Raw genomic sequence first — 14,632 nt, forward strand, 5'->3', positions numbered from 1 at the left:
CGGCTGCCCCCTTTTGAAGCAAATGCAATGGAATTGCGCTACCTGCCGCAAACCACTTCACCCTCATACGCTCAACCATATCTCTCGCTCGCGATTCCTCCCACCAGAGGCAGCACATGGAGGAACTGATGCTCAGCGCATATCGCATCGCGATGGAAAAAGTCGAACAGGCCCGGGCCATAATCTCAGGCGAAGTCTGGCACGATGACGAAATAGCACTGCTGTTTGATCTGGCCGAAGAGCGGCTGCAAGAACTCTATCACGGGATGGGGCGCAAAGGCGCGCCGGAGAACGTTGTGCGCTTGCACGCCGCCAGCAGCGGCCGTTGACACGCTCAGCAGCTTCCCGTTGCGCCGTCACGGCCCTCCGCTCCACTTCTGCACGATAACGTCCCAAGCCCATACGACCACGCCCGCAATCGACGCCCCGGCAAAACCAGCCATGGTGATCACTGTCACCCCGGCCACCTTCCAGCGCCGGACCTCATTGATGGTCGGCATCACCTCGTCGGTGAGCTTGGTATCGAATGCGTCCAGCCGTTCTCGGACCTGCGCGTCGATCCCGGCGCTGATCTTGATGTCGGTCTCAATCGCCCCCACCCGCTCATAAAGCGCCTTGCGGCTTTCGCTCGAGGCAACGTTCTGTTCTTTGAGAAGCTGGTGGATGGCCGCGAGTTGGTCATCGATGCCGTCAAGGCGGCCTTCGACCCGCCCCAGATCGCGTTGCGTTGAATCGTCAGCCATGTCGCCCCGTCGAAGTCAGAGAAGAGATCGGCCGCAGCGGAGCGCGGCCGGCGGAGATCAGCGGCGTGGGATATGCGTCTGTTTAATGCCGGTTTCCCGCTCGTTGAGGGCAAGGGCTTCCGCTTCGGTTAGCACCGGCACCTCAACCCGCGTACCGCGCTCTGTGACCGCCTGCGGCTTCACCGTGGCACGCCACGAGCGCCACTGGCTCAGAGCCCAGACAATGAAGCCGACAGCGCCGCCGAGCGTGATCTCCTGCCACCGTCCCTGGAGCACAGTCAGGATGATGCCCTGGGTGACAGGGTCGAGACTGGCAAACAGCGCCAAGAGCGAGCCGAGCGTGCCTCCGATCCAGCCGCCCCAGTCCCAGATGCGCCGGGCCAGCCAGCCCAGCTTGGCGTTGGTTTTGATGGCCGTGAGAATGGCGGTGATCATGGTGTTTCCTTTTAGGTGCACAAAGAAAAAGCCCCCGCAACGGCGAGGGCTTAGTGGATTGGAGGGTGAGGTCTGGTTGGATTAGCGGGCGGCGAGGAACACAGCCACGGCCACCACGACAACGAGGATGATGACCACGATCACAACGGCAATCGCATCGGTCTCATCCGTGGGGGCCGGGATCGGATCAGAAGGCTGCTGCACTCCCCTGCCCCAGCCGGCAGCAACCAGAGCGGCGTGGAAGGCCCGATGATACCTGGCCACCTTGGCATCGGTGCCGTCCTGCCCGTTGACGATGCGACGTGGGTTCTTCGCGGGAGCCGCATCGAGGGCGGAGGGGAACACATAGTCCGACAGCTTCTTGCCCGTGAACAGCCCATCCCTCATCCCGACCACGGCAATGGATGCGCCGATGTTGCGATCCAGCGCCAGATCACGATCCTTGACCAGGTCCACGCCAATGCACTTGCCGAGCTTGTCGTAGTTGGCCCGGTGGGTGATTTGCAGCGGGCCACGACCGAACCAGCCATCGCGCCAGTACGGCTTTTTCACCCACGGCAGCTGCCCCTTTGCGAAGGCGGCATCAAGGCGCGAGATTACCGTCGCATCGGACGGGCTCTTATCCTTGTGGTGCGGCATCACCGTTTCTTTGATCGGGCACATATAGGTGCCGGTCTCGTGGGCGACCTGCGCCAACACGTTGGCCATGTGGTGCGCATCAACCAGCCCATAGCGCTTGCCGGCGTCAAGCAGCGCGTTCATGCCGTCGACCTGATCCTGTGTCAGCTTCTGTGCGAACACGGTTCCCCGCACGGCGTCAAAGAAGGCGGCGTTCATAGTTCACCTGTGGGTCGAAAGCCTAGAAGGGCCGCCGCATAGAACGGCATTGGAAAACGGCGCACGAGCGCTTCATGCGAGGCGAGTTCAAGCGCCGCGCGTGCGGTTAAGGCCATCGTGGCCTCCTTTTGTCTAGTTGAGTGGAACAGTCTCGAACCGCTATTGATGTCGTGCTCGTCTCAAAGCGGGTGAGCCACCGGCCTGTTCGTGCCCAGCAACTCGTCATGGCCGGTGGCGCCTCATATAGACCTTGGTCCACTGGACACCCGATCGGCCTCTATGCAGCAATGGTGCCCTGGCCTTTGTCACTTTTGGCCAGTTTCACCCTGTCGGGAGATACGGAGGCCCGGCGTAAACCGGGCCTCTTTTCCCAGAACAAGAAAGGCCAGACACGCGTTATCCTGCGCGGAAGTTTGGTACGCCAATCACCGTGAGCCGTCTGCTAAATGCCCCCAAGCCAAGCAGGTGGCTCTTGCATTTCCTGCCGCTGTTGGATTGTCAGATGTGAAACGGAACCGAGGTCGTCGCCGGGCGTTCATCCGGTGCAACTATCGCGGTTGCGTCATACCCGAGCCGCTCACCTGAGCGTCCCCCGCTGGTGGGCGGCTTCTTCTCGGCTAGTTCGACCGCTCGCCCCATGGCATAATGGGGCCACAACTGCCTCCAAGCGTTGTAGAGCCGCCTGTGGGTCCTCAAGCTCCAGCAGGCGGCTCATCTCATCAGCCCCTTGCCCTCCCCATCGAAATGGACAATGGTGATTGCGCGGGTGCGGCACGTGCGCCACACCGCACGTGACAGGGACCTCGTCAGCGCCGCCCCGCAACCTCATCGTCTAAGATGGAATTTTGCGCCCCCGCTGGACGGAGGGGCGGGATCGTGGTGTCATCAGCCCATTGATTGGGGGATTACATGGACATTCTGAGCTTCTTGATGGGCATTCCCGTGGGCGGGCTTCTGGCCGTGATCACGCTGGCGCTGTTGCACAATAACCGGGATTAGCGACAACCCTGAGTTGCGCTCGTCATATTGCGCCCTTAACGTCCGGACGGATCATCGAGGGACGCAATGAAATACCTACTGCTCGCGACATTGGCTGCCACTTGCCTTGCTGCATGTGGGCCGACCAGCAACGTGAACCACTCCGTTGGCTCGCTGCAATTCAATGGCGAGACCGAGCCCTACCCGGAAGATTATGCCGAAGTCGCCGCGCAAATGGTGCGTGGGCGCGATGCCGTTGCCCCGCTCACAGTTTCCGAACCGCAGACGATGCGCGGTGAAGGGCCGTTCTCGCCCAAGCGCTGGTTTGTCTGCGTGAGAGGTGTCAAGCCGGTGGGGAACCCCACTCGGGCTCCATTGCAACGCCAGTTTGAGGATTGGGTAGCCCCGCCGGCGAGCACCGGAAACTATGATGTGATCCTGGTGTTCCGCGACAAGTTGCGGCCGGCCGTAGTTGAGGGGCACGACGCAAGGCTGTGCCGGTTTGTCGAGTTTAATCCGCTTCCGACCGAACTTTGACTAAATTAGAGCCATATAACGCTTTTGCTTGTCACTCACCAAGCGCCAAACAAGACGGATACAATGACGTTTGCCGCCGAATTGCTGACTACGAGACCAAAAGCCCTGAAATTTGGCAGAGACGTTCGCATCCTCGCGTGGGTCACGCTCTGCCTCGTTGTCTTTACCGTCTCTATGTTCCTGAACCAAGCATATGTAGACGGCGACCAGAAGCATTACCGAGCCTTCTACCAAGCGATCGCTGGACTCAATCTTAAAGATGCCTACCTTCTGCAGGGCAGTATGCTTAATAGCGGGGAGCCGCTATATGCTGGTTTCATGTGGGTTGGCGCACATCTTGGAATAAATAAAGATGTCTACGTATCAATTGCCAATGTGGTTCTAGCGCTAACCATGGTAAAAGCGTTGCACCGGTGGGGCGCATCGGTGCTCGTTATATCGCTGTTCTTGGGTAACTTCTACTTGCTCGTGCTTATGACAGGCGCGGAGCGCCTAAAGTTCAGCTACATCCTCTTATTCGCCGCCGCTGCATCGTCCGGTAGGTGGCGATATCCCTTTCTGACCTTAGCGCCCCTCGCCCATTTCCAGACGTTTTTCAACCTAGCAGCACTGGCGCCGAACATCGTTGTGCGGGGACTTCGAGCTCGCCTAAAAGCAGAGAGGTGGATGCTCAACCTATGCCTATCGGTTGTCGCCGTAGCCGGGTTGATTGTTGGAGGCTTTTATCTGGAAGGCATTCTGCTGACCAAGCTCGAGTATTACGGCACCGGCCTGCGCGGCCCCACCGCGCTTGCTCAATGGGCCATGGTCACGGTTTGGGCGGCGTTGATTGTTCGCAGAAAACAGCGCCTTTTTTTTCTGATGGTGCCCCTCGCAATTGCGACTCTGATAGTTGGGGGCGAGCGCATCAACATGATCAGCTTCGTCATGGCGTTTTATGCCATAATGACCGATGGTCGCGCGAACCATCTATTGGTGTACCCGGTGCTTGGATATTTCTGTTTCAAATCAATCAACTTCGTCCAAAACATCTTGCAGAATGGGCATGGATTTGGCTGACGATCACTATCGCCCCGAGATTGATGGCCTTCGCGGATTTGCGGTTGCGGCCATCATGCTGGCCAATGCTAAGGTTGGAGACTTCAGCGGAGGCCTGATTGGTTTCGACGTGTTTTTCGTCATCAGCGGTTTTCTGGTGACGCAATCTATTCTCCGCAATGCAGGAAGCGGCCGCTTTTCCTTCGTGAATTTCTACGCCCGCCGAGCACGCCGCACGATGCCGATGGTGTGGGCGACAGTGATTGGCGTGGTATATCTCGCCTTTTTTGTGCCGGGGACCGAACCATTCGAGCAACTTCTGGAAAGCGCAGCGGGCACCGCGCTCCTCTATAACAACTTCCTGCTGGCAACGACAGTTGGGGACGGTATGCCAGCTCTTTACGCCCCACTTGCCCATACTTGGGCAATCGCTGCGGCTGCCCAAATATACCTTGTACTGCCGTTCATCATCGTCTTTGCCTTGGCCCGCTGGCCCGACCGCATTGTCTACGTCCTGGGAGGGATGATGCTGGCCAGCCTAGCGTTAGCGGTACTATCGCCTCCTACCCCGCAAAACCTCTTCCTGCCACAGTTCCGCGCTTGGGAAATACTTGCCGGTTCGATGTGCGCACTGTTGGCGCCAAACATGCGTCCCAACACATGGTTCGCAGCTATAGGGTGCTTGCTCGTCGCTTTGTCAGTTCTCCTGATCGGGCGCCTTCCGTCGCCCTTCCTGTCTCTAGTCCCTGCCGTGGCCGGCACCGGCATCATATTGATCTTCACATGCAAGGACGAGTGGGTCGGGCGTGCCCTTTCGACGAGGCCATTGGCAATAGTGGGCACCATTAGCCTGAGTGTTTTCCTCATCCACCAGCCCGCTTACGAACTTGCCAGATTGGCATGGGGCGGAAGCGCGTCGGTGGATCAGATCGCCGTGATTTCGCTGATGGTCTTCTTCACCTCATTTGCGACCTGGCGGATCATCGAGCGCCCCTTACAGCCACCGGACCACATCGCCGCCCCCGAAGACGAGGACGACGAAGCCTGAACAAAGCTTGTCGAGCCTGATCACAACATCAACGGAACCCGGCAGCGCCGGTAAACTAGTTGCCAAAGATGACGTTTTCGACTTGCGCGCCCACTGTGGCGCGATCCCTAACCTTGGTAGCCGGTGTTGATGTAATAGCTCATTGACGGCGGGTCCGAGTACCCAATTCTGATATTGTCACCGGGACGCAGCGTGTATTCAACGTTTGTCTCGGGAGCAAGAGTCCAGGGACTTACACCAAAATTTCTGACAACCTCCGCCACCGTTCCTGCCTGAAGCACCACATGAACAGTCATCCCGGTGTTGTTGCTCCACAGGAATGGTGATGCCCCAACTGTGATACCCTGACGGGCGGGCTGTAGCGTAATGTAAGCACCTGCATCGCTGTCATAGATGTTTTTATACGTTGATGTTTGGCTTGCGTTTACCAAGCCGCCACCACCAGTATTCCAGTGGTTTACCTGCAAGTCTGTGGCGGAACAACGAACAGCACTTGCAGCAAAATCCACACGCTCAAAAAAGCCGCCCTTGACAATAGTTCCGCGCCCTTGCATCAGGAAACCTTCTGACGAATAGCAATTAATATAGTGACTGAATATCCCGCTATCGGACACGTCTCTCGTAGCGCCCAAGTTCTCAAAGCCGACACCCATAAAGGTGTTGAACCTGCAAGCTGATTGGACAATCAGCCCATATTGTGAACACGCTTCCGGGGAACCTCCGATCATTAGGTTGCCATCAGCTTGGTGGTAATTTACACCTACTGTTAATCCTTCCCAATAACAGTGCATTATGACGTTGTTTGTGGACTGCCCAATCGAAATGCCATTGCGCCGCCCCTCTGTGACGTATACTCCACCAAAAGGCACCGCTGACATCGGCTGTAAATTCGTGGATACATAAACACCTACGAAACGGTTCAGCATACAGCCCTGCAAGAATATAGCGTGCCGGTCTGTAGCAGTTCCACCTACGACAGTAACACTGCACTCCCGAACGTTGATGTCTTCCAGAACTGACCGAGATAGGCCCTGCGCACGGATACCGTGGCTGACATTTGAATGCGCTTCGATAGTTAAACCTGACCAGTGTTGATGCTGGATAAACGGGTTCACTTCCGATCCGGGGAATGCGTCCATCAGTAACGCCGCTGAACGGACACCTCCCGCACCAGCATAAGTGAGGATGGACGACATCATCCCAGAACCGACCACCTTAAACCCATCGTGGCGCAGATTGCCCAGCCCCGTGTAAAAGTAGTTGCCCTTGGGGACAAACAGCACATTTGGAAGCGTGGCTACGGTGTGGGCGATTGCAGCCAACAGCGCATCCGTATCATCCGTCCCGTACCGGACTAGCGTCTCGGTTGCCGTGATCGTCGTGCCAGCATTATCCGTGAGCGTGATGTTTTCCGCATTGGTGCAGGCGGCAATCGCCGTAACCAGATCGGCACCCGAGGCTCCCGCACCTGAGACGATAATCAGCTTGCCAACATCGTCAGCGGTGAAATCCGCCCCGACTACGGTCAGATCGGGCGAACCGGCTGAAATCGTCGCATCTGCCCAGAGACGCTTCCCGTCCCCTCTGGCTCGTTGGCCATCAGCGTTTTCAAAATCCTTGACGCTGACCATTTCGCCAAGCTTGTCGGCCAGACTGCGGGTCGCGGCATCGGCTGCCGCGAGCACGTAAGCGATCTTGGATGCCGCAATACTCTCATCCGGGATCGCGATAAGCGATGACTGCTCCGCCCAGAACTTCGCAGACCTATCGCTTACCCCATCCCCTCCAGCCTCTACGCTGATGGGGTTAGGGGATTGAGCCCATTCTTGGGCGTAGGAGGCTTGATCTTCGGCATCGCCAACCGCCTCACCCGCCCCTTTCAACGTGGCCTTCATCGCGTTGCGCAGGTTCTTCTTCTTCGGGTTCCATACGCCTGTGGTTGGATCGCCCACCGGCAACGGTGCATTCACCGGCTCCCCAGGCAGACCATCGCCTGTATAGCGTTTGAATTCGCGAAGCTCGCGGTCAACGATTTCCTGTGGCGTCTCGGCCATTGGGCACCTCAACAAGAAAAAGCCCGCTCAACGGCGGGCGGATAAACGGAATTGGCTTTGATTATTCTTCGGGCTCGGGCACCGGGATGGTAATTTCGGCCAGCGGGAAGCTCCACCCCGAAACCACGTTCTGCGGCCCCAGCCAGCGTGCCTGCGCCTGATAGGCTCCATCGGCAAGCTGCGTTTCCCGCGCCGTGGTCTGGCTCTCGGTGTCCATCGTAACCCAGTTGGCGCCCGCCCCTGCCCTGATCTGGACTTGGAGCGTCAGCCCCTCGCGTCCCGGTGCATCGACGGTGGCGAGAACCACACCCGGCGCGGGATTGGAGAGCGTCAGGTTCTGCGGGATCGGGAATTCGAGATCGGGCGAGGTATCCTGCGGAATGGGCGGGTTCTCACCCTCTTCCGCCGTGGTCCAGCTATAGGCGGCCTGATTGATCGACAGCACGTCGATCTCGACGCTCGCGAGGTCTGGCGACGGTTTGATGCCCGCGACATAAAACGCATCGTCGATCTCAAGCTCGGGCAGGATGGCCCGCACCGTCCGTTCGCCCAAGGCATTGAGGCCGGAGATATTGTGCTGCAGCTTGCCCTTCCAACGGGGATTGGCTTTGGCCTGGTGGATTTTCGCCAGTCGCCGCGCCTGGGTCGGGCTGGGCACGAAGTCCAGATCGAAGTCGGAAACAATCGGCCCGCGCTCGGCTTGGTCGGCAAGATCGATCCACGCCGTCGCCTCCATCGTCTGATAGTCGTGCTGCGGCGATGTGTACATGATCTTGAGTTCGTTGAACGCTGCGAACCGATTGTTCCCCTGGTCCATCGAGTGCCCGAGATTGTCCTTGGCCTCGAGCGTGACGGTCGGCGCATCCCACTTCCCGCCCCGGATTGCAACCTTGCCCTCTGGGGTCTGATAGAGCTCCCCGTCGCAGGTGTTGAGCATTTTGCGCAGGACAGCGTGCGGCTCTTCGGTGAGCTGATAGACGCCCCAGAGGCGATATCGCTTTTCGGTCCCACCTGCTTTGAGCGGCACCGGTTCGTCGCAGGTATTGGCGAACGCGGCAAAGCTCGGCACATCGATGTCATCGATCGTCAGCCGATAGCCGTCTGCATGGCGCAGATAATCGAGGATGCAGAGCGAGGAATTATCGCTCCAGGCTGTGTTGCCGCTGCGCGGGTCCCAGACCTTCGACAGCCGACAAAGCCCGCGAACCGGCGTGTTGTAGCTCTCGGGGAATACCTTGGAGACTTCGCTGGTCGAGCGAAATCTGACAACCGAATAGGCGATACCGCGCAACCGGTGGGCGCTGGTCCATTGCGGCCAAACACTGGTCATGAGGCTGTCCGCCGCCTGGTTCGCCGTTCCCAGATGCGAGCGGATACGCACGTTCGACGTGCTGGTGATGAATTCGCTGTTGGTCACATCGCCATTGCTGTCCAACGAAACGATCCGATCCCCGACGCGGAAATGCTCGATGGCATCGACTTCGCCGTGATGCATCATAATCACCTGGTAGAGATAGCCATCCTTGGTATCGAAGAACGCACGGGTGCCGCCGAGCAGCGCGCGGCCATACCCACGGATGCGCGGCCCAACCGACTGGTTGAGAACCGCTTGAGCCTGCGGGGTCTTCATCGAAGGCGCAGTTGCTCGGGCGAACAGCGTGTAGCCGCCGAGAAAGGCCGCGCCCAGCACGACATTGGCGAATGCCGTGGCCGCCGCCCACCCCGCCGCCGTCGCGCCAAAGATGTGCAGCCCCAGCCCTACCAGGGCCGAGGAAATCGCAGAAAAGACCGCCATCAGATTGCCTTGACCCAAGCGAGTTCGGAGACGAAAAAGCCGCGCCTCCGAAGGATTTGCGCGGCTCGCTCATTGTGTGGGGGCGTGGACATCCGGGCGATCCGGCACCCTCGCGATTTGGCCCAACGTTCATAGTGCACCAGCAGGCGCAGACCAGTGCCCTTAGCCTCCGGCCCAGCCCACCATCCAAGCTCCATCCCGACCTGTTCGAACGATATGGGCGTCACGCCTACGGTGGCGGCCAGAAAACCCTTTAGGGTGCCTCCTGCCTCCACGACCAGCAAAAGCCCGTCAGGCGAGCCGACAAGGCGCCGGAGCATCCCCATTGTCGCAGCGGGATCGATCGGCAGCGCCATTTTTGTCGATGCGTGAAGATCGCTCACCATGGCCAGTACGGCTGGCAGGTCTTCCGAGATGGCCGACCTGATCACAGTACCGGCCACCGGGTCGTTTTCTGAACGAGATCAACCACCTGCTCCAATCCACGGTCGCCGGGGTATCGCGCATTCTGATCCCGGTCGGTGAAAAACCCGTAAGGTGGGTTCTTGCGGTTCACCCACACACTTTCGGCAGAGAGCTTCACCGACCGCGTGCTCGCGCCCTGGGCCGAGTAAGACATCTGGTCCATCTTCCCCGACCAGATCGCATAGGGCTGATCGAGCGGGACCATGTCCGTCAGGTCCCAGAAGTTCACATAGACCGTGATCCGGCGATCTTTCACCCGATTAGAAGCCTGACGCGCCATCTGGACGATCGTGGCGTCGACACCAGACAGCGTCAGCGTGGTCTTGGGCGCCACGGTGCCGATCGGCTGCTCTAGCCCATCGATGGCCACCCACTCGCCAATGCCCATCCAGTCATGGCCGCCGAGGCGCACAGTGCCGAAGCCATTCCACCAGCGCCTTTCGGTTTCCCGAAATTCAGCGTGCGTGAGAAGCGCCGCCGATACCTCGCGGCCCTCCAGCTTGGCGGCTATGGTCTCACTAAAGAACCCCATGCCTACCACGCCTCTGTGAATTCAAGACCGCCGCTACCCCACCTGCCAAGGTCAAGCTCAAGCTCTCCCGTCTGATCCTGCGCAAACCGCATCAGGCAAACCGGACGGTCGATAATCACCGTAGCACCCGCCGCCACATCCTCGCGCAGCCAAGGCGTGAACCTGATCTGTGTCGGCTCACCCTCATCCTCCTGCCAGGTCTGCGTCACCATGTAGAGCCGCTGCCCGATGCCGAAATACTGGCCCGGCCGAACCCCATCGATTCCCGGCGCATAGTTCACCGCGATCTGGGTGGCGTTGAGCGCGGCATCGTCGGCAAGCGTGGCATAGACCTGCGTATCGTCCTGCCCCCAGCCGGATAGGTCGAAGGCGCCATTGTCATCGAAAAGCTGGTCGCCCCATTGGGCCGTTGCCAGTTCCTCGATCCGCCGACCGTTCATGTCGCGCGGGCCATAGGCCTCCCACTTCGGCACCAGCACCGTCCCTGCCCGGCCATACATGCCGGCAACGAACGCACGCCACGCCAGCACCGAGGTTTCGGTCACCACCGGCATGGAGAAGCGAGCACCCCAACGCGCCGATGGCGCCACGGTCACCTGCTCGTTTCCGAGGATAGAGACGCCGCCCGACCGGCTCTGGTTCTCCAGATAGAAAGCGCCCGAGCGCGGAAAGACCGTGGCCGGCCAGGAGGCGGCATTCAGCACCATCAGCCGTTCCTCTGGTTATAGTCGGCCATCATGCCACCGAAGTTGCGCTCGATGGTCTTGGCAACCTGCACGTCGCCCTCGCCGGCGATGCGGCGGACCCTCGTATCGAAGAGAGCGCCTTCCTGCACCTCCAGTTCAACGCGGACTGGCTGGGCCATACGCGCCTCTTGACCGGGCTTGGTGACGGATACCGTTTCGTTGGGGCTGGCCTTGAACGCGACGAGCTGGCTGTCGATGCCGCCCGAGCCCCCAACTTGGAAACTGCCGCCCTGAGCGAAGCCGAACAGCTTGCCAATGCCAGAGAATAGACCGCTGAGCAGACCGCCGCCTCCTCCTCCGCCGCCAACTGGCGAAGGCATGAGGATGGAGAAGATGTTGTTGGCAATCAGTTCCATCCACCGATCGAGGATTTTGTTGAGCGCGCTGCTGGCCGCTTCGCCAAACGACTGCCAGAAGTTTTTGCCTTCGGAAAGACCGCCGCGCAGGTCAGAGAAGAACCCCGAAAAGGTGGAACGGTAGAACTCCCACTCCTGCTGTGCCGCCTTGGCGGCCTCGCTGAGCTTGTCTCCCAACTCCTTGGCCTTCCCGCCGGCTTTGCCGGTGGCATCCTCAAGAGCCTCCATTTCCGCGCGGGTGCGAGCGATGTCTTGAGCACGCTGCGACAACGCCCCAAACGCTTCGCCGAGGTAGTCTCGGCTCATGGCATTAGAGAACGCGCCTGATGCGGCCTTTCCCGCGCCAGAGGCCGCCCCGGCAAACGGATTGGGGATTTCCCCACCTGCCAAACTGATCGGATCGACGCGGATGCCCAGCGTGGGCATGCCTGCATCCTGCAGCATCTGATCGAGACCGCCGAAAAACTTGTTGAACTCGACCTGCACCGACCGGATCATGTATTTCACATGCTGGATCACGGTGTTGGCGGCCTGAATGATCAGATCGCCCATAGCTGCCGGCAGCTTATCCCATGATGCAACTACAGCGTCGAAGGCGCCGACAAACGTGCCGATGATGCCATTACCCACTGTCTTGAGTACTGGTGAAATCACGCCCCACATCTGACCAAACCAGATGAGAAGCTGATTGATGGCTGGTCCGACAACCCCCATGATCTGCTCTGAGATAAGCGAGAATCCAGCCTGCACCACATCAAAGAACCCGACCTGCACTTCCGCAGATTGGTTAATCTCGTGCGTCAGCCCGGCGACGCCGGCGGCGACAGCGCCCACGGCGAGAGCCGCAGGCCCCAGATACCGCGTGAACCCTAGCAATTGCCCACCTACGTCCTTAAGGGCCTGGCTGAGCCCGCCCTGCCCCATGTAGAGCTGCGAAATCTGGGCGATCTGAAAGCCCAGGTTCTGCAAGCCGTAAAGCGGCGACTGGAACATGAGCGGGATGCCCTGCCCGATGTCGATGAGCTGATAGGACAGGTTGCGGGCATTGGCGGCGGCCAGCCGGCTCGCGCCGCCCATCTGGGTCAACGCAGTAGTTCGCCCCTTGAGGGCGCCGATGCTGGCAAGAGCGGCGGTGCGCTCCCGGTTGATCGCCGCAGTCATTTCCTCGGCCGAGATCGCGCCGACCGCATGCGCTTGCCGGACCTCGGCAACGGTGTCGCGGTACGTGCGGATCACGCCATAGAGCGGATTGAACTTGGCCCGCAGCCCATCCATTGCCGCGCCATAGGCCTGAATGTCCCGCTCGCGCATTTCGCGGGTCATTTCGCCCGCCGCCTTCGCCACCCGAGCGGCTCCGCGCTGGAACTGCTGCATGCCTTCCTGCGCGCGCTTGATGCCGTTCTGGAAGGCAATGGTGTTCATGCCCAGATCGACGCGAACGGCGCCTACAACTGCCCCGGCCATGACCTACCTCTTTGCTCTGGCCGCCATGATGCCGCGCGTTATCTCGAGTTGGGCTTGCCAGCTCTGTTTCGGGCGGTGCCTGGGGGCGTTTTCGTCGGTGAGCAGAAGCTCTTTGAGCTTGATGAACTTGTCGGATTTCGTCGGAGCGTAGGCGTTGAGCCGGGCGATGTGCCAAGCCAGCCATGCACGGTCGTTGTGCTCTCGTGCCCGGCGCCGGGACGCGCCTTTGACGAGGATGGAGAACTCGCGCGGGGTCAGCCGCCAGAACCGGTCAAGGTCTGGCTCGCCGTCCCAGAGCGAAATGTAATCGGCTAGGAGGTTTTGCCAGTCCCAGCCTTGCTGGCTTTCGGAGGGTTTTCACTGGCGTCCGACTTTGGGAACGCCGCCTCCATGGCCTTGCTGATCGCCGCGCCGATGGCTTCCGCCCCGAGCTCATCGACAAGCTCACCGATGTTCGAGAGAGATGGGCGCGGCTGGTTCTCGCACATGGCTCCCCATAGAACCCCGCGCAGCGTGGTCAGACGAGGATGCTTCGTGTTGAGCGACGACATGACCTCATCGAACGACTTATCGAAGTGCTCCTCGATCTCGCACATGGCGTTGAACGAAAAGCGTAGAGTAAGGGTGCGGTCGAATGCTTCGATCTCGACCGCGCCGCGCTGACGATTGGCCATTATGCGATTACCTCGTCACCTTCCCACACATCTTCGCCGGAAATGGCGACTGTGATGGTGGCCGTCATACGGTCATCGAGGGGGACAGCCTTAGAAAAGCCCGTGATGGCTCCCGTGTAGGTCACAGAGACTGCGCCGGGGAAGGTCATCTTGTGAAGACGGCGCTCGCCGCTCTTGAGCAGCCCACGCAAGAACTGGTCAGTTTCGTTGCCGGGAATCCAGTTGACGACGAAACTGGCTTCGCCCGGATCGATCAGGCCGGCAATACGCTCGCGGCGGCGACCCGGCGATTGCATATGGGTCGCTTCGACCTGGTCCGCTGTCTCCTCGCCCGGCGTCACTTCCGTGACCTCGCCAACCTCAAAGAACGTGCCGCTGCCGGCGGCGTCCTCGATCTCGTATTTCGTGCCATAGCCGATCTGGGCTTCGGTGGCGCCCATAGGGTCCGACATAGTGTCACCTCAATGTGAGTGGAGCGCGCCAGCCCACGGCGCAACAGGGCTATGAGGTCTGGCGGTGCCACACCTGAAAATCGATCGAGAACCGATGATAGAATGCCGTATCGGTGTCTTCCGACGACTGACGCTCGGCGAGGATGCCGATCATTTGGAATTGCGTGCCGCCAATCGTTCCCTTGAAGCCGGAGAGCAGTGCTTTGATCTGCGCCGCAATCGCGAAGGCCGCGCTATAGCCGGACCCTGGCGCGTTCTTTGGGTCCGAGCAGCGCACGTCGACCTGAATGCGGCTTTCCTCCAGTCCGTCGGGGCCGTCCATCACATAGCCGGGCACGCCGCTGACACGATAGATGGCCACAGCCTTCGCGCTCGCCCCCTGCGGGATGAAATTGAGCCGGATATCGGATGCCGGGACAAGCGCGGTGATGGCGCTGGCCGAAACGATCAGCGATCGGAAATCCGCTTCCATCATCTG

The 14,632-nt window shown here is 59.9% G+C and carries 16 protein-coding genes; 4 read left to right on the forward strand and 12 right to left on the reverse strand.

Annotated elements, in window-relative coordinates; genetic code table 11:
* Positions 1–116: 116 nt before the first annotated feature.
* The gene (locus V4T21_RS12655; protein ID WP_332717301.1) at positions 117–329 is read left to right on the forward strand and encodes a hypothetical protein; all 213 of its coding nucleotides are present in this window, start codon (positions 117–119) and stop codon (positions 327–329) included.
* Between the two features lie 27 nt (positions 330–356).
* On the opposite strand, the gene V4T21_RS12660 is transcribed toward V4T21_RS12655, so the two are convergent.
* From V4T21_RS12660 to V4T21_RS12670, 3 genes are all read right to left on the reverse strand, one after another.
* Positions 357–743: a hypothetical protein gene (locus tag V4T21_RS12660; RefSeq protein WP_332717303.1), complete on the reverse strand. Its 387-nt coding sequence runs from the start codon at positions 741–743 to the stop codon at positions 357–359.
* Between the two features lie 57 nt (positions 744–800).
* Positions 801–1,178, reverse strand: coding sequence for a hypothetical protein (locus tag V4T21_RS12665; protein ID WP_332717305.1), 378 nt, complete (start codon positions 1,176–1,178; stop codon positions 801–803).
* Positions 1,179–1,259: 81 nt separating this feature from the next.
* Positions 1,260–2,015, reverse strand: a complete 756-nt coding sequence (locus tag V4T21_RS12670) for a glycoside hydrolase family 19 protein (protein ID WP_332717308.1) — start codon at positions 2,013–2,015, stop codon at positions 1,260–1,262.
* A 1,065-nt stretch (positions 2,016–3,080) separates the two neighbouring features.
* On the opposite strand from V4T21_RS12670, the gene V4T21_RS12675 reads away from it, so the two are divergent.
* The 3 genes from V4T21_RS12675 (at position 3,081) to V4T21_RS12685 (ending at position 5,616) form a co-directional block, all read left to right on the forward strand.
* Complete coding sequence (locus tag V4T21_RS12675; protein WP_332717311.1) at positions 3,081–3,530, forward strand: hypothetical protein; 450 nt, start codon at positions 3,081–3,083, stop codon at positions 3,528–3,530.
* Between the two features lie 63 nt (positions 3,531–3,593).
* Positions 3,594–4,589 carry a hypothetical protein gene (locus tag V4T21_RS12680; RefSeq protein ID WP_332717314.1) on the forward strand — a complete coding sequence of 332 codons (996 nt, stop codon included), beginning with the start codon at positions 3,594–3,596 and terminating at the stop codon, positions 4,587–4,589.
* Entirely contained in the window at positions 4,576–5,616 is a 1,041-nt protein-coding gene (locus V4T21_RS12685) for an acyltransferase family protein (RefSeq protein WP_332717317.1), read from the forward strand. Before V4T21_RS12680 ends, V4T21_RS12685 begins: the two co-directional genes overlap by 14 nt.
* A gap of 107 nt (positions 5,617–5,723) precedes the next feature.
* Here V4T21_RS12685 and V4T21_RS12690 read toward each other — a convergent pair whose 3' ends face one another.
* The 9 genes from V4T21_RS12690 to gp17 form a co-directional block, all read right to left on the reverse strand.
* Complete coding sequence (locus tag V4T21_RS12690) at positions 5,724–7,670, reverse strand: hypothetical protein (RefSeq protein WP_332717321.1); 1,947 nt, start codon at positions 7,668–7,670, stop codon at positions 5,724–5,726.
* Positions 7,671–7,731: 61 nt separating this feature from the next.
* The gene (locus tag V4T21_RS12695) at positions 7,732–9,465 is read right to left on the reverse strand and encodes a phage tail protein (RefSeq protein WP_332717323.1); all 1,734 of its coding nucleotides are present in this window, start codon (positions 9,463–9,465) and stop codon (positions 7,732–7,734) included.
* Positions 9,465–9,908: a GNAT family N-acetyltransferase gene (locus V4T21_RS12700; RefSeq protein WP_332717325.1), complete on the reverse strand. Its 444-nt coding sequence runs from the start codon at positions 9,906–9,908 to the stop codon at positions 9,465–9,467. Before V4T21_RS12700 ends, V4T21_RS12695 begins: the two co-directional genes overlap by 1 nt.
* A complete protein-coding gene (locus tag V4T21_RS12705; protein ID WP_332717328.1) occupies positions 9,893–10,462 on the reverse strand; it encodes a hypothetical protein in 570 nt (189 codons plus the stop codon). The genes V4T21_RS12700 and V4T21_RS12705 overlap by 16 nt, the downstream gene beginning before the upstream one ends.
* 2 nt (positions 10,463–10,464) lie before the next feature.
* On the reverse strand, positions 10,465–11,169 hold the full coding sequence (locus V4T21_RS12710) for a hypothetical protein (RefSeq protein WP_332717330.1): 705 nt from the start codon (positions 11,167–11,169) through the stop codon (positions 10,465–10,467).
* A complete protein-coding gene (locus tag V4T21_RS12715) occupies positions 11,169–12,986 on the reverse strand; it encodes a hypothetical protein (RefSeq protein WP_332717333.1) in 1,818 nt (605 codons plus the stop codon). Before V4T21_RS12715 ends, V4T21_RS12710 begins: the two co-directional genes overlap by 1 nt.
* A gap of 353 nt (positions 12,987–13,339) precedes the next feature.
* On the reverse strand, positions 13,340–13,702 hold the full coding sequence (locus tag V4T21_RS12720; protein WP_332717337.1) for a hypothetical protein: 363 nt from the start codon (positions 13,700–13,702) through the stop codon (positions 13,340–13,342).
* Positions 13,702–14,154 (reverse strand): phage tail tube protein, encoded by a 453-nt coding sequence (locus V4T21_RS12725; RefSeq protein WP_332717340.1) that lies wholly within the window; start codon positions 14,152–14,154, stop codon positions 13,702–13,704. Before V4T21_RS12725 ends, V4T21_RS12720 begins: the two co-directional genes overlap by 1 nt.
* Before the next feature lie 49 nt (positions 14,155–14,203).
* Entirely contained in the window at positions 14,204–14,629 is a 426-nt protein-coding gene (gene gp17 / locus V4T21_RS12730; RefSeq protein WP_332717343.1) for a tail completion protein gp17, read from the reverse strand.
* Positions 14,630–14,632 lie beyond the last annotated feature (3 nt).

The sequence above is a fragment of the Pelagibacterium mangrovi genome (genome assembly GCF_036662815.1).
GTDB lineage: Bacteria > Pseudomonadota > Alphaproteobacteria > Rhizobiales > Devosiaceae > Pelagibacterium > Pelagibacterium mangrovi.

Coding starts and splice junctions, on each gene's coding strand:
- V4T21_RS12655 (WP_332717301.1), top strand. CDS start 117: ATGGAGGAACTGATGCTCAGCGCATATCGCATCGCGATGGAAAAAGTC.
- V4T21_RS12660 (WP_332717303.1), bottom strand. CDS start 743: ATGGCTGACGATTCAACGCAACGCGATCTGGGGCGGGTCGAAGGCCGC.
- V4T21_RS12665 (WP_332717305.1), bottom strand. CDS start 1,178: ATGATCACCGCCATTCTCACGGCCATCAAAACCAACGCCAAGCTGGGC.
- V4T21_RS12670 (WP_332717308.1), bottom strand. CDS start 2,015: ATGAACGCCGCCTTCTTTGACGCCGTGCGGGGAACCGTGTTCGCACAG.
- V4T21_RS12675 (WP_332717311.1), top strand. CDS start 3,081: ATGAAATACCTACTGCTCGCGACATTGGCTGCCACTTGCCTTGCTGCA.
- V4T21_RS12680 (WP_332717314.1), top strand. CDS start 3,594: ATGACGTTTGCCGCCGAATTGCTGACTACGAGACCAAAAGCCCTGAAA.
- V4T21_RS12685 (WP_332717317.1), top strand. CDS start 4,576: ATGGATTTGGCTGACGATCACTATCGCCCCGAGATTGATGGCCTTCGC.
- V4T21_RS12690 (WP_332717321.1), bottom strand. CDS start 7,670: ATGGCCGAGACGCCACAGGAAATCGTTGACCGCGAGCTTCGCGAATTC.
- V4T21_RS12695 (WP_332717323.1), bottom strand. CDS start 9,465: ATGGCGGTCTTTTCTGCGATTTCCTCGGCCCTGGTAGGGCTGGGGCTG.
- V4T21_RS12705 (WP_332717328.1), bottom strand. CDS start 10,462: ATGGGGTTCTTTAGTGAGACCATAGCCGCCAAGCTGGAGGGCCGCGAG.
- V4T21_RS12710 (WP_332717330.1), bottom strand. CDS start 11,169: ATGGTGCTGAATGCCGCCTCCTGGCCGGCCACGGTCTTTCCGCGCTCG.
- V4T21_RS12715 (WP_332717333.1), bottom strand. CDS start 12,986: ATGAACACCATTGCCTTCCAGAACGGCATCAAGCGCGCGCAGGAAGGC.
- V4T21_RS12720 (WP_332717337.1), bottom strand. CDS start 13,702: ATGGCCAATCGTCAGCGCGGCGCGGTCGAGATCGAAGCATTCGACCGC.
- V4T21_RS12725 (WP_332717340.1), bottom strand. CDS start 14,154: ATGTCGGACCCTATGGGCGCCACCGAAGCCCAGATCGGCTATGGCACG.
- gp17 (WP_332717343.1), bottom strand. CDS start 14,629: ATGATGGAAGCGGATTTCCGATCGCTGATCGTTTCGGCCAGCGCCATC.